The 13,083-nt window shown below is 60.4% G+C and carries 10 protein-coding genes and 3 tRNA genes; 6 read left to right on the top strand and 7 right to left on the bottom strand.

Annotated elements, in window-relative coordinates; all coding sequences use genetic code 11:
- Positions 1 to 674 precede the first annotated feature (674 nt).
- From rho to DW870_RS05225, 3 genes are all read left to right on the top strand, one after another.
- On the top strand, positions 675 to 3,101 hold the full coding sequence (gene rho, locus DW870_RS05235; protein WP_233547395.1) for a transcription termination factor Rho: 2,427 nt from the start codon (positions 675 to 677) through the stop codon (positions 3,099 to 3,101).
- Between the two features lie 313 nt (positions 3,102 to 3,414).
- Entirely contained in the window at positions 3,415 to 4,815 is a 1,401-nt protein-coding gene (locus DW870_RS05230; protein ID WP_117770212.1) for a hypothetical protein, read from the top strand.
- Positions 4,816 to 4,822: 7 nt separating this feature from the next.
- Positions 4,823 to 5,272, top strand: a complete 450-nt coding sequence (locus DW870_RS05225; protein ID WP_117770213.1) for a VanZ family protein — start codon at positions 4,823 to 4,825, stop codon at positions 5,270 to 5,272.
- Between the two features lie 114 nt (positions 5,273 to 5,386).
- Here the strand turns inward: DW870_RS05225 and DW870_RS05220 are convergent, their stop codons facing one another.
- Both DW870_RS05220 and DW870_RS05215 read right to left on the bottom strand, forming a co-directional pair.
- A complete protein-coding gene (locus tag DW870_RS05220; protein ID WP_117770214.1) occupies positions 5,387 to 6,277 on the bottom strand; it encodes an ROK family protein in 891 nt (296 codons plus the stop codon).
- Positions 6,278 to 6,421: 144 nt separating this feature from the next.
- Positions 6,422 to 7,603 carry a pyridoxal phosphate-dependent aminotransferase gene (locus DW870_RS05215; RefSeq protein ID WP_117770215.1) on the bottom strand — a complete coding sequence of 394 codons (1,182 nt, stop codon included), beginning with the start codon at positions 7,601 to 7,603 and terminating at the stop codon, positions 6,422 to 6,424.
- Positions 7,604 to 7,769: 166 nt separating this feature from the next.
- Here DW870_RS05215 and DW870_RS05210 point away from each other — a divergent pair.
- From DW870_RS05210 to DW870_RS05200, 3 genes are all read left to right on the top strand, one after another.
- Positions 7,770 to 7,846 (top strand) — tRNA-His (locus DW870_RS05210).
- Positions 7,847 to 7,868: 22 nt separating this feature from the next.
- Positions 7,869 to 7,944, top strand: a tRNA-Lys gene (locus tag DW870_RS05205).
- A gap of 43 nt (positions 7,945 to 7,987) precedes the next feature.
- Positions 7,988 to 8,063, top strand: a tRNA-Lys gene (locus DW870_RS05200).
- Positions 8,064 to 8,323: 260 nt separating this feature from the next.
- On the opposite strand, the gene DW870_RS09400 is transcribed toward DW870_RS05200, so the two are convergent.
- The 5 genes from DW870_RS09400 to DW870_RS05180 form a co-directional block, all read right to left on the bottom strand.
- The gene (locus DW870_RS09400; protein WP_199573609.1) at positions 8,324 to 8,560 is read right to left on the bottom strand and encodes a hypothetical protein; all 237 of its coding nucleotides are present in this window, start codon (positions 8,558 to 8,560) and stop codon (positions 8,324 to 8,326) included.
- 78 nt (positions 8,561 to 8,638) lie between these two features.
- On the bottom strand, positions 8,639 to 9,184 hold the full coding sequence (locus DW870_RS09395; RefSeq protein ID WP_199411385.1) for a BRO family protein: 546 nt from the start codon (positions 9,182 to 9,184) through the stop codon (positions 8,639 to 8,641).
- Between the two features lie 161 nt (positions 9,185 to 9,345).
- Entirely contained in the window at positions 9,346 to 10,872 is a 1,527-nt protein-coding gene (locus DW870_RS05190) for an FAD-dependent oxidoreductase (protein WP_117770216.1), read from the bottom strand.
- 256 nt (positions 10,873 to 11,128) lie between these two features.
- A complete protein-coding gene (locus tag DW870_RS05185) occupies positions 11,129 to 12,133 on the bottom strand; it encodes a GGGtGRT protein (protein WP_022094815.1) in 1,005 nt (334 codons plus the stop codon).
- An 18-nt stretch (positions 12,134 to 12,151) separates the two neighbouring features.
- Positions 12,152 to 12,886 (bottom strand): iron-sulfur cluster assembly scaffold protein, encoded by a 735-nt coding sequence (locus tag DW870_RS05180; protein WP_006235554.1) that lies wholly within the window; start codon positions 12,884 to 12,886, stop codon positions 12,152 to 12,154.
- Between the last annotated feature and the right edge of the window lie 197 nt (positions 12,887 to 13,083).

Below are 13,083 nucleotides of genomic sequence, written 5' to 3'. Positions count from 1 at the left end.
GACCGCGCAAGTTTGGTTTAACTGAGCCTTGAAAGCCCGATCTCCCATATGGAGGTCGGGCTTTTTGCACAAACGCCGTCGTATTGACGAATTTGGGACTGCTGGAAATACGAAACTATGCCGGTTTACTACGATGAATTGAGAAATTCCAACCACGCCGGCTTTTCGCAAAAAAGTGCAAGGCATCTACCTGCGGTTTTAGTTCAACAAATTTCGGAGTGGTCGCGGTTGAGCGATTCGTCGTAGTAAACCGTCATAGTTTTGGCGGAGGCATTCAGGTTTGTGGGCGGTAAACCAAAGATTGTCCCTTTTGACTAGTCGTTTAAGAACGTCCTCAATGACTAAGTTGCAGGTGGTTGCGGTTGTGTTACACTAACGCTGCGTATATGACGCAAATATCTCGATACAGATCAATGATGTCCGTCGGTATTTGACGGAGCTAGACTGTTTAGCCGCCCTGAAGGTTTATGCAGGGAGCATGTGATCACAGGGCTTGAAAAGAAAGTTGAGCAAACACTGTGTCTGATCAACAGCAAGAAAACGAAATATCGACGACGCAAGCCGCTCCCGCTGCACCGGTTGCGTCGGACCAGGTCGCGGCGCCCGCGCAAGCCTCGGCTCCTGAGACGCCTAAGGCTGCTTCGACGCCTACGCCTGTAGCGGCTGAGAAGGCCGTGTCTGCAACTGGTGAGGAGGCTGCTCCGGCAAAGCCCAAGCGTACGCGCCGCGCGGCCAAGCCTGCCGATGACGGCGAGGAGGTCACCAAGCCCAAGCGCCGTACCACGCGCACGACGCGCGCCAAGCGTACCGTTGCAGCTGACTCCTCGGCGCCGATTTCCGATGAGGTCGCGCAGGCACGTGCGTTGGCGCAGATTAGCGAGGCTCAGGTGGTGCGCGCCCGCCGTCGTGCTGCCGAGCGTGAGGCCGCGGCTCTGACCGAGCTTGCAGCTCCGTTTGTGCCCGAGACGCCTGCCGCCACCGAGACCCCTGTCGCCGACCAGCCAACCGAGAAGCCGGTACCGCGCACACGCCGTCGCACGGCTGCTAAGGCCGAGCAGGTTGCCGATCAGGTAACCCCCGAGCTCGCTGAGGCTTCGGTCCGTTCCGCGGCAGGGGAGGGCACATCGCCTGTTGAGCCCGCTGCGCCTGTCGAGGCCAGCGAAGTTCCCGTTGTCGATCCGGCTTTGCGCCCGCACCGTCGCGGTCGCAAGCCCAAGGCTTTCGTCGAGGCCGAGAAGGCCGCAGCCGCAGCCGCCGCCGCTCGGGATGCTGCGGCGACCGCCGAGCCTGCAACCGCTGCCGACGCGCCCGTCCAGGATGCTACGACTTCCGAGGCCGTTTCTGCCGATGTCGAGCCCGCCGACGTCCGTCCTGGTCGCAGCCATCGTACTGCTGCTAAGCGCACGTCCAAGGCCAAGGCTGCCAAGAAGGGTGCGTCCGAGGTTTCCGCCGAGACGACCGCCGATGCATCGACTGATGCCGCCGAGCCCCAAGACGTCGAACAGTCTGCGTCCGAGAAGCCCAAGCGCGGTCGCAAGAAGTCCGCTAAGGCCAAGGCCGTCGAGCAGCATGCCGAGGCCGAGCCGCAGGGCGATTCCAATGCCGAGGCCAGCGATGATGCTTCGGCTAACGAAGACGCCTCCGCAACCGATGGCACCGCCCCCGTCGAGACCGAAGAGAGCGCTCGCCCCAACCGCCGTCAGCACAAGCGCAACGACGAGCGTAATGACCGCAACGAGCGCAAGGACGAGCGTAACAACGATCGCCGCAACCGTCAGCGCGACCGCAAGCAGCGCAATAAGGAGCGCAATGCCGCTCCCACCGAGCCCACGCTTTCGCGCGAGGAGCTCGCGGCCATGAAGGTCGCCGAGCTGCGCGAGAAGGCCAAGGAGTTCGAGATTGAGACGACCGGCAAGAAGAAAGCCGAGCTCGTCGAGGAGATCTACGTCACCGCCGCGAAGGCCGAGGGCTTCCGCGACATCAAGGGCATCCTGCAGATTCGTCCGGACAGCTCCGGTATCATCCATGCCCATGGCTACATGAAGTCCAACGACGACGCCTTCGTGCCCGCCTACCTCATCCGCTCCGCGCGTCTGCGCACGGGCGACGTCATCGAGGGCTCGCTTCGTCCTTCGCGCGGCGGCGACAAGCGCGCCGGCCTCGCCAAAATCACGACCGTCAACGGTCTAGACCCCGAGCAGATTCGCAACCGCCCCAAGTTCGGTGACCTCACCCCGGTCTATCCCAACGAGCCGCTGCGCATGGAGCATGGCAAGGATTCCATTACCGGTCGCGCCATCGACATCGTGTCGCCGATCGGCAAGGGTCAGCGTGGCTTGATCGTGTCCCCGCCCAAGGCCGGCAAGACCACAATCCTCAAGAAGATCTGCCAGTCTATCTCGATTAACAACCCCGAGGTGCACCTCATCTGCCTGCTCGTCGACGAGCGCCCCGAAGAGGTTACCGATATGCAGCGTTCCATCAAGGGCGAGGTTGTGGCGTCGACCTTCGATATGCCCGCCGACAACCACACTCGTGTGGCAGAGCTCGTCATCGAGCGCGCCAAGCGCATCGTGGAGCTGGGCGGCGATGTCGTGGTGGTGCTCGACTCCATCACGCGTCTTGCCCGCGCCTACAACTTGGCGGCGCCCGCCTCAGGCCGCATCCTTTCGGGCGGCGTCGATTCGGCGGCACTGTATCCGCCCAAGCGCTTCCTGGGCGCAGCCCGCAATATCGAGAACGGTGGCTCGCTCACCATCCTGGCCTCTGCCCTCATCGACACCGGCTCCAAGATGGACGAGGTCATCTTTGAGGAGTTCAAGGGCACCGGCAACATGGAGCTCAAGCTCGACCGCGACCTGGCCGACCGCCGCATCTTCCCGGCTATCGACCCCGTTGCCTCCGGTACGCGTAACGAGGACCTGTTGGTTGACGAGCAGATGCGTCCGTTTGTCTTTGGCCTGCGTCGCATTCTTGCCGGCATGAACAACACCGAGCGCGCAGCTGCGTCGTTTATCAAGGGTCTTAAGGGCACCAACACCAACCAGGAGTTCCTGGTGCGTTCGGCCAAAAAGCACAGCGACTACGAGCAGACGTTCTAGGTTGTCATCCACACGCAGCGATAGTCATCAATGCAATAAAGGGTCGGGGCTTTGAGCCTCGGCCCTTTTCTATATCGCCGCTCCGCGCTTATTTTTGACCATAAGACTGGCAAGCAGCAGGTTTCCCGTTTCAATCCGACATCGTCGCTTGCAATCGACAGGGCGGTTTCGCATAATAGCTTTTAAGCTTCGCGACGGATAACGCAGATGAAACGAACCATATACCGTTGCTTTGGGGCATAGCCCCGCTTCATCTTCTCTCGCGCAGCCAACTGAATGATGCGATTTGGGTGCTGGAAGATGGGGAGAGCTCATGGCTTCTTCTGATGCAACACAACGAGCAGTCCTTGCCGGACTTTCGTGCGGGATCGGCCTTGCCGCTCCCGTGGTTATGTATGCCGCGACGCTGCCGTTTTCGTCTGTGAACGAGACGGTCGTGGCGGGTGCGGTTCCCTTCGCCGTGGGCGCGGTGGCGGGCGTGGGCATCTATGCCGCCTCGCTGGGTATCTCCGAGTATCGTGCGCAGCGTGAAGAGCGTCTGTTCCAGCCCGATGCCATGGGCGGTGCCGCCAATCTCAATCAGCATCAAAGCGAGTTCAAGACCGCCTCGATTTCAGCTCAGCAGCAGGATGCGACTCCTTACGCTGCGGCTTCTGATTCTCAGGCTCAGGCGGAGCAGTCTACCTCGGCATTCCTTTCCGGCCTGACTGGTGCGTTCCAGCGCCGTCATGCCGATGATGGTGTCCCTACCATCGCTCGAGCCGCAGATGCTATGGACGAGGACGAGGCTTGGTCCATGATCGACAGTATGCTTGACGACGATTCGCCGGTGAGCTGCGACCCTGCACACTCGCGCGACGTCTATCAAGTCGCCATCGACGAGCTCACCAACGGCGGGCAGACCGGCTCCTTCAATCGCGACGACATCGCCGCCGCGGCACGCGCCGTGTCTGGCTCCCAGGCCGCCCCTGCGGGCAGCACGGCGGCTTTCGTGGCGCTCGTCGCCAACGCGGCAGCCAATAACGCCTACAGCGCTACCTCGGCGGACGCGAACGCTTCTGCCGACAATTCGTACGTTGATGAAGCCATGACTGCGGACGAGGAGGCCGTTGCCGCCCGCCGTGCCGCCGAAAGCTCGCTTTGGGGCGCTCCTGCCCAGCAGCAGGCGGCTGAGGCTGCGCCGTACAATGCAAACCTCGCCAGCATGCCTATCATCTCCGGTGCCGTGGACATCGATCTCGATGACCTCGATGAGCCTGCAGCCGTCACCGCATCGATTGATGCCCAAGATCGCATCGACACCGGCGACCTTCCGGACGCCTCGCTCGAGGTTGATGTTCCCATGGCCGATTACTCGGGCCACGAGGACATGTGGGCCGCCGCCACCGCGATTCTGGATGAGATTGACGAGCCCGCTCCTGTTGCAGCCCCCGCTCCCGTCGCTGCCCCTCAGCCTGCTGCCCCCGCCTATGTCGGCCGTCACAGTGCTGTGTTCCCCGAGGATACTGCCCGTATCTCGCGCGAGAGCATCGAGCGGGCCGAGGCTATTGCCGCCGGCATTATGGAAAACCGTCGTCACGAGCGCGTCAATCAGATCCTCGAGGAAGAGATCGAGCGCCTGCAGTCCTCAACCGCCAAGCGTACGGGCCGTGCCTATCTGAGCGTTATCGAGGGCGGTACCGCCAGCTTCGCGCCGCTCCGCGCGGAGGCATAACTTCTGCATGGTTAAGATCAATCGAAAATGGGCGGTTGTAACCTGCCTGATGGCGCTCTTGATCTGGGGCAATTCGCTGGTTCCCGGCTCGGGGTCGGGCTCGCTGAGCCTAACGGTCATGGAAGCTATCCGCGGTTTCCTGCACAGCGTGGGACTTCCATATGAATGGGTGACCAACTTTGTTGTTCGCAAGTGCGCGCATTTTACCGAGTATATGGTGCTCGGCATCTTGGCAACGCACGCCTTTGATTTTGAGGGCCGGCGCACCTTTGACGTGCTGCTGCCCACGGCGGTGTTCCTGCTGCTGATTCCCTCGATCGACGAGACGATTCAGCTCTTTGTGCCGGGACGCGCCGGCATGATCACCGATGTGATGATCGACTGCTGTGGAGCGGCAACGGGCGTTGTGCTCCGATATCTCTTACGGTCGCTGATGTGCGCTAAAAAGGCCGCCTAGGACGTATTGTTTGGTCCTAGGCGGCCTTTTTTATTTGAGGGCTTATATGAGGCGTGGTGGCGTCGTTCCGTAGGTCGGATTTGCCGGGCGCGCCACGCCCTGTGGGTGCGTCTGCTACTGAAGCGCCTGTGCGCCCAGGGCCAGGCAGCCCATAATGCCCTGCTTGCCCTCGAGGCTGTTGTTGACGATGTAGTTATCGATGTCGTTGACCTCGGGCGTGACGATATAGCCGTTGAGCATCTCGGCACACTTTTTGCGTGCGAGCGGCACGATGGGGGTGTGGTCGGCCACACCGCCGCCGATGATGATCTTTTGCGGCGCGTAGCACAGCGTGTAGGTCATGAGCGCCTGTGCTAGATAGCCTGCGAGCAGATCCATGGCCTCTGGGTCATCGGCCATGTCTCCGGCGCTCTTGCCATCCCAGCGCTTTTTAACGCCGGGGCCGGCGATGAGGCCCTCGAGGCAGTTGTCATGGAAGGGGCAAGCGCTATGCTCGCCGATGGTGTCGCGCGGGTCGCGCGTGACCAGGATGTGGCCGGCCTCGGGATGCATCATGCCGTGTACGAGCTTACCGCCCGAGAGCACGCCGGCGCCCACACCGGTGCCGATGGTCAGGTAGACCACGTCCGTGAGGCCCTGGGCGCAACCAAAGGTGACCTCGCCCAAGCAGGCAACGTTGACGTCGGTGTCGTAGCCGCAGGGAATATTGAGCTCGTTTTGGATGGTGCCCAGCAGGTCGAAGTAGCGCCATGCCGTTTTGGGCGTCTCCAGGATCTTGCCGTATTGGGGCGAGGCAGGGTTGACTGCGGTGGGTCCAAAGGCGCCGATGCCCAGCGCGGCGATGCCCTTGTTCGCAAACCATGCATTGACGGCCTCAACGGTCTCCTGCGGGGTCGTGGTCGCGATCTGCTCACGCTCCAGGACCGTACCGTCTGCATAGCCCGTGGCGCAGACCATCTTGGTGCCGCCGGCCTCGAGCGCTCCGATAAGCTGCTGTTCTGCCATAGTATTCCTCTCTCTGGGACGAGTTGCTCCGTGACTAAAGTATAGGGCTCTAAACCATTTAAGAAAGCGCTATAAAAAGAAGAAGCCTCGCAACGTGGCGGGCGGTGCGGGGCTTCTTTGGTTGCTTTAGTTGCCGGGCCGTCCTTACCCGCGCGGCTTGATTTTATCACGTAGCGACTTGAGGTTCTCCAGTGCCGCGTTAAGCGTCTCATCCCGCTTGGCAAAGTGGAAACGAATCAGATGGTTGACGGGCTCGCGGAAGAAGCTCGAGCCGGGCACGGCGCCCACGCCCACCTTGGATGCGAGGTCCTCGCAGAATTCGAGGTCGCTGTCATAGCCAAACTCAGAGATGTCCATCATGACGTAGTAGGCGCCCTGCGGCACGTTATGCTCAAGACCGATGCTATCGAGCCCCTGGCAGAACAAGTCGCGTTTGGCGGTGTAGAGGTCGAGGACCTCATCGTAATAGCTGTCGTCGAAGTTGAGGGCGGTGACAACGGCTTCCTGCAGGGGAGCGGCGGCACCCACGGTGAGAAAGTCGTGGACCTTCTTGATACGCTCGGTGATCTGGGCCGGGGCGATGGTGTAGCCCAGGCGCCAACCGGTGATGGAGTACGTCTTAGACAGCGAGCTGCAGCTGATGGTTCGCTCGAACATGCCGGGCAGCGTGGCCATATAGACGTGCTCGTGGGGCGCGTAGACGATGTGCTCGTATACCTCGTCGGTAATGCAGTAGGCGTCGTACTTTTTGCAGAGGTCGGCGATGAAGGTGAGCTCCTCGCGCGTAAAGACCTTGCCGCAAGGGTTGGAAGGGTTGCACAGGACGATGGCCTTGGGGTCGTTGTCGCGGAAGGCTGCCTCGAGCGTCTCGCGGTCAAAGTCGAACGTGGGCGGGTTGAGCGGCACATAGATGGGCTCGGCACCCGAGAGAATGGTGTCAGCGCCGTAGTTCTCGTAGAACGGCGAGAAGATGACGACCTTGTCTCCGGGGTTCGTAACCGTCATCATGGCGGCCATCATGGCCTCGGTGGAGCCGCAGGTGACCACGATATTCTTGTTGGGGTCGATCGGCATGCCCATAAAGTGCTCCTGTTTGGCGGCGAGCGCCTCGCGCATGGCCTGGGAGCCCCAGGTAATGGAGTACTGGTGGTAGAGCGGCTTGGGGTCGGCGGCGATGGTGCTCAGGCTGTTGAGCAGCTGCGCCGGAGGATCGAAGTCGGGGAAGCCCTGCGACAGGTTGACGGCATCGTACTTATTGGAGATGCGTGTCATGCGGCGGATGACCGAATCGGTAAATGTTGCCGTGCGGTTGGAGAGTTCTTTCATGCCGGTCCTTTCGAGGATTTGCAGTGGGGCAAGTTTACTCCTATGGAACCGGTGGGAATTGCTCGAAACGCGCTCGAAAAACTCTTTTCAAAATTCTTGAAAATTGGGGCTTGCATCGCGTGGCGTTCCTTGCAATAATAGTCGAGCGCGAAGCGCACAGGACACGGTGGGTGTAGCTCAGTTGGCTAGAGCGACGGGTTGTGGTCCCGTAGGTCGAGGGTTCGAGTCCCTTTACCCACCCCAGTTCTTGCTTCGTGTTGATATCGGGTCGTTAGCTCAGTTGGTAGAGCAGGGGACTCTTAATCCCAAGGTCCAGGGTTCGAACCCCTGACGGCCCACCACACGATATCTCCTCTAAAGTCCGCCATAACGGACTTTAGCTTTGGGTCGTTAGCTCAGTTGGTAGAGCAGGGGACTCTTAATCCCAAGGTCCAGGGTTCGACCCCCTGACGGCCCACCAAAGCATGTTAAAGCGACTGGCTTAGGCTGGTCGCTTTTTTGTTAACCTCGCATCGGGTCGAACCCGTCGGGGCGCGGAGCTGAGGAAATGCGTAAGCATTTGCCAGCGCAGCGCGCAAGGCGCGAAGCGCCGCAGTGACCGCCTGCACAGCAGGCTGACCCCCTGACGGCCCACCCAAAGCATGTTAAAGCGACTGGCTTAGGCTGGTCGCTTTTTTGTTAACCTCGCATGGGGTCGAACCCGAAAGGGCGCGGCCGCTTTCACAGATTGAGTCTACCCTGGGGATCGGTGAAACCGTCAGTACCCTCCTTGAGTTTCTTCTCGTCTGCCTTCACGCGACGCTCGAGCTTTTTTGTATCCTCGGCAGGCGGTAGGTTCTCGGGAACAATTCCGCGGTCGATGAGGCTGCCACGCACGCTCGTGTTGTTCTCGACGTGTTCTTGTTTGATCTGGTCCAGACCGTACAAGTCGTGTTCCTCGGCGTTGAAGGCCGTCATCGAGTTCGTGAGGTCCTTTGCTTTGATGAGGACATCGGCTAACCTGTCCGCCAATGCCGCGCTCTTGGGTACGCCGAGCTACTGCTTCATTTCCGCCGTGCTTCTGCCGCCGAATAACGCCTCATCGCCCTTCGACTTGATGATCGCGAATCCTTTGGAGTCCACGCCGCGTTTGAACGCAATACCCGAGAGCTGTTTCTCTGAATCGGATAGCGAGTGACGCGCCTGCAAGCGCTGAATCTCTGCGAAGCGCTGCTCTATGAGCTCTTGGCGGCGCGTCTGCACGGCAAAGTATGCCTGGGCGAGCGCGATCTCTGGCTTGTTTGAATCTCCGTTCTGTGCGATTAAATAGCATGCATAGCGCGTAAGTTTGTAGTCTTTAACCGCGCGAGCGGCGACACCGGCAGTTACCATTTTCGTGGTGTCACGAAAATGGGAATCAACTGGAGTTTTGTTTGTTTCGCATGAGACTTTTGCCCTCTTAACAACTTCGGCGAAGTTCTCCCATCGAGTGTACCCCATGGGTTCCATTAAATCGCGTGCGAGCCAATACTCAACGCCGTCTTCCACATTGGCGTAGCTATCAAGTTCGATACGCCACTTCTCGATATCTCTACTGTCCATATCTCCTCCTCGCTGGTCTATTTTCTATGCGGGCTTTGTCCGCTCTGTATTCAGAATAAGGATACGCTGTCGTGCGGACACGAATGGGCCCCGTGCTGCTTCGAGCTCACGGGGCCCATGGATATCGATTGGTTGTGTTCTGCTTTAGATAGGTGTCCGGTTTAATCCGCTCGATAGTGCGACCCGAGACTTTCGGTTCGCTTGCGCATGGCTTTGACCATTTCCTGTGCCAGCTGAATCTGCGATTGCAGGCGGGCGAGGGCTGCGACTTCGCTGTCCTGGGCTTTCTGTGTGCTCAAGGTCGTTGCCTCCGTCTTCAAGCCCTCAAGCTCGTGTAGTGCCTCGGATAGGCCTGTTTCGGTCCTGTTGATCATGCAAAAGGTGCTCATCGTGTGCCTAAGGCTGTGTGTCAGGCGTTCGGCATCTGTTGTGGCAATGCCGTACTGGGGGAGGGTGATATCCGCCTTCAGGGCCGCCTCAGGCTCTTTCTGCGCTGTGAGGGCTGCCGATGCGCCCGCGATACGTCCGAATACGATGCCGTTGGCGCTTGACAAGCCACCAATGCGGTCGGCGCCGTGCATGCCGCCTGTCGCCTCGCCGCAAGCGTAGAGGCCCTCAATGCCCGTGTGCGCAGTCTTATCGATCTTGATGCCGCCGTTAGCGGCGTGGGCATACATCGCAACGCGCATCTCGTCAGTCGGGGCGATGCCGTGCTCGTCTTGCAGCCAGGTGGCAAAGGTCTGCACAAACTCTGGGACATCCTCGCGGGGGAAGTCGTAGTGGAGTGCCAGGCCTTCGACACCTGCCTGATCGATGACGAGATCGATAGCGCGGGAGGCCAAGCGTGACGTGAAGGGACCATATCCAGAGCGCTGCTCGAGCAGGTCGTTCAGCTTGTCGTCGGCAATATCTACCGGCTGGTCTACATGCACGTAGCGCCAGGTTTTCTCGTTGAAGACCAAGTTACGCCTGGGCTCGATGAAGCCGGGCATCATCTGCATGAACTCTATATTAGTAAGTGTTGCGCCGTGCGCCAGTGCGATGGCCTGCGAGGAGCTGAGCACATCAGCCGACGTAAGGCTGCGCTCGAACAGGCCGCCTGTGCCACCGGCTGCGATGATCGTGGCCTTGGCAGCAAAGGGCACGATTCGATTTTCGGTAAGGTCGTAGAGTACGGTTCCGGTTATTCTGCCGTTCGTGTCCTCAACAAGGTCGATAAGCTCATGGCGGGGGAGCAGGCGAATGCCGAGCGACTCGATCCAGGTCGTCAGAGCGTCCTCAAGGGGCTTGCGGGTGAGGCCGCGCCACATGCGCGTCTTGTGGTCAAAGCAGGGGATAAATTGCTTTTGTTGAGCACTCTTGGCGCTTTGCGGACGCTGGAGCTCAACGCCCAGGTCTTGCTCGAGCCAGTCAATCGCTTGGGGAATGCCGTGGACGAACGTTTGGACGAGTTCGGGGTCGGCGACACCGCCGCCGACGGTCTGGATGGTGTCGATGAGGTCCTGCTCGTCGTCTTCGTCGACGGGACCGATGAGGCCGAGGCCCCAGGTACCCGGGAAGAAGCTCGATCCACTCATGGTCTTGCCGGCGCTTGCCACAGTGACGGTTGCACCCGTGCGTGCCGCTTCGATGGCGGCACAAAGGCCCGCAATGCCAGATCCAATTACCAGTACATCAGTCGATTCCATCGGATTCCTTTCTCGTCCGGCGCATTGTCGCACGGGTGATCGGCAATGGGGCCGCAAAGACTCGTCAAATCGGTAAAGGGCAAATATGGCAGGTGGGCGTCATGGACGCTCTGACGCTCCATCTCTTCACATCTCGTATTTCGCCCCAGCTGATATATCGGCATTAGATACCCTGCGCCAGCGCAAACAAAAAGAGCCGCTACCCGGGTGGATAGCGGCTCCAAAGCTCAACTATATGAGCATCGCGCAAGCGCGATTAGGCCTTGAGGGCCTCCTCGACGGCGACAGCGCAGGCGACGGTGGCACCGACCATGGGGTTGTTACCCATGCCGATGAGACCCATCATGTCGACGTGCGCAGGCACGGAGGAAGAACCGGCGAACTGGGCGTCGGAGTGCATACGGCCCATGGTGTCGGTCATGCCGTAAGAGGCAGGGCCGGCGCCCATGTTGTCCGGGTGCAGGGTACGGCCAGTGCCGCCACCAGAAGCGACGGAGAAGTACTTCTTGCCAGCCTCGAGGCGCTCCTTCTTGTAGGTGCCAGCGACGGGGTGCTGGAAGCGCGTCGGGTTGGTGGAGTTGCCGGTGATCGAGATGTCGACGTTCTCGTGCCACATGATGGCAACGCCCTCGCGGACGTCGTCGGCGCCGTAGCAGTTGACGGCGGCGCGGGGACCATCGGAGTAGGGGATGGTCTCGACGACCTTGAGCTCGCCCGTGAAGTAGTCGAACTGGGTCTTCACGTAGGTGAAGCCGTTGATGCGGGCGATGATCTGAGCGGCGTCCTTGCCCAGACCGTTGAGGATAACGCGCAGCGGCTTCTTGCGAGCCTTGTTGGCGTTCAGAGCCAGGCCGATAGCGCCCTCAGCGGCAGCGAAGGACTCGTGGCCAGCCAGGAAGGCGAAGCACTCGGTGTCGTCGGAGAGCAGCATAGCGCCCAGGTTGCCGTGGCCCAGACCGACCTTGCGGTCCTCGGCGACGGAGCCGGGAACGGTGAAGGCCTGGATGCCCTCGCCGATGATGGCGGCAGCCTCAGAAGCGGTCTTGGCGCCACGCTTGACAGCGAGAGCGCAGCCGAGGGTGTAGGCCCACTCGGCGTTCTGGAAGGCGATGGACTGGGTGTTGTTGACGATCTCACGCGGGTTGAAGCCCTTGTCGGTGCAGATCTGCAGAGCTTCCTCGAGGGAGGCGATGCCGTTGTCGGCGAGGCACTTGTTGATCTTGTCAGCGCGGCGCTCGTAACCTTCGAACGTAACAGTCATAGTTATTTCCCTCCCTTTCTACTCGTGAACCGGGAACACGCTGGCGACGGAGTGAGTCTCCTCGTCGGTGCGCGGGTCGATGTACTTGGCAGCGTTCTCCCACTGACCATAGTGGCCCATAGCGCCAGCGATGGCCTCCTCGGGGGTCTTGCCGGCCTTGACGGCGTCGGTGAACTTGCCGAGGTTCAGGAACTCGAATGCGATGATCTCGTTCTTGTCGTTGAGAGCCATGCGGGTGACGTAGCCCTGAGCGAGCTCGAGGTAACGAGCGCCCTTGGCCTTGGTGCCGAACATGGTGCCGACCTGAGAGCGAAGGCCCTTGCCGAGGTCGTCGAGGGAGGCGCCCACGGGCAGGCCGCCCTCGGAGAACGCGGTCTGGCTGCGGCCGTAAACGATCTGCAGGAAAATCTCGCGCATAGCAACGTTGATGGCGTCGCAGACGAGGTCGGTGTTGAGGGCCTCGAGGATGGTCTTACCGGGAAGGATCTCGGAAGCCATGGCGGCAGAGTGGGTCATGCCCGAGCAGCCGATGGTCTCAACGAGGGCCTCCTCGATGATGCCGTCCTTGACGTTCAGCGTGAGCTTGCAGGCGCCCTGCTGAGGTGCGCACCAACCCACACCGTGCGTAAGACCGGAGATGTCGGAAATCTCCTTAGCCTGGACCCACTTGCCCTCCTCGGGGATGGGTGCGGGGCCGTGGTATGCACCCTTGGCAACGGGGCACATGTTCTCCACTTCCTGTGAGTACTGCATGCCTCTCCTCTCTATCGTGTTGGCGTCCCGTCTGGGGGTCGTGGCTGGCGATTGCCGGGCGACCCTTCGAAAGGGACATGACATGCAGCCCCTATAATACCGCGAAATGCACGGAATATTCGGCGAACGGCTCAGTTTTCGTAGCGAGAAGTCCTGAAGTTTTAATTGAAACGGTTTAACTCTATGTTCTGTGGTCG

The organism is Collinsella sp. AM38-1BH (assembly GCF_003467545.1).
In the GTDB taxonomy this organism is placed as follows: Bacteria; Actinomycetota; Coriobacteriia; order Coriobacteriales; family Coriobacteriaceae; genus Collinsella.
This window is presented reverse-complemented; position numbering and strand designations above follow the sequence as displayed.

Coding starts and splice junctions, on each gene's coding strand:
- DW870_RS05225 (WP_117770213.1), top strand. CDS start 4,823: ATGGTTAAGATCAATCGAAAATGGGCGGTTGTAACCTGCCTGATGGCG.
- DW870_RS05230 (WP_117770212.1), top strand. CDS start 3,415: ATGGCTTCTTCTGATGCAACACAACGAGCAGTCCTTGCCGGACTTTCG.
- DW870_RS09395 (WP_199411385.1), bottom strand. CDS start 9,184: ATGGACAGTAGAGATATCGAGAAGTGGCGTATCGAACTTGATAGCTAC.
- DW870_RS05220 (WP_117770214.1), bottom strand. CDS start 6,277: ATGGCAGAACAGCAGCTTATCGGAGCGCTCGAGGCCGGCGGCACCAAG.
- DW870_RS05215 (WP_117770215.1), bottom strand. CDS start 7,603: ATGAAAGAACTCTCCAACCGCACGGCAACATTTACCGATTCGGTCATC.
- DW870_RS05185 (WP_022094815.1), bottom strand. CDS start 12,133: ATGACTGTTACGTTCGAAGGTTACGAGCGCCGCGCTGACAAGATCAAC.
- DW870_RS09400 (WP_199573609.1), bottom strand. CDS start 8,560: ATGACGGCCTTCAACGCCGAGGAACACGACTTGTACGGTCTGGACCAG.
- DW870_RS05180 (WP_006235554.1), bottom strand. CDS start 12,886: ATGCAGTACTCACAGGAAGTGGAGAACATGTGCCCCGTTGCCAAGGGT.
- DW870_RS05190 (WP_117770216.1), bottom strand. CDS start 10,872: ATGGAATCGACTGATGTACTGGTAATTGGATCTGGCATTGCGGGCCTT.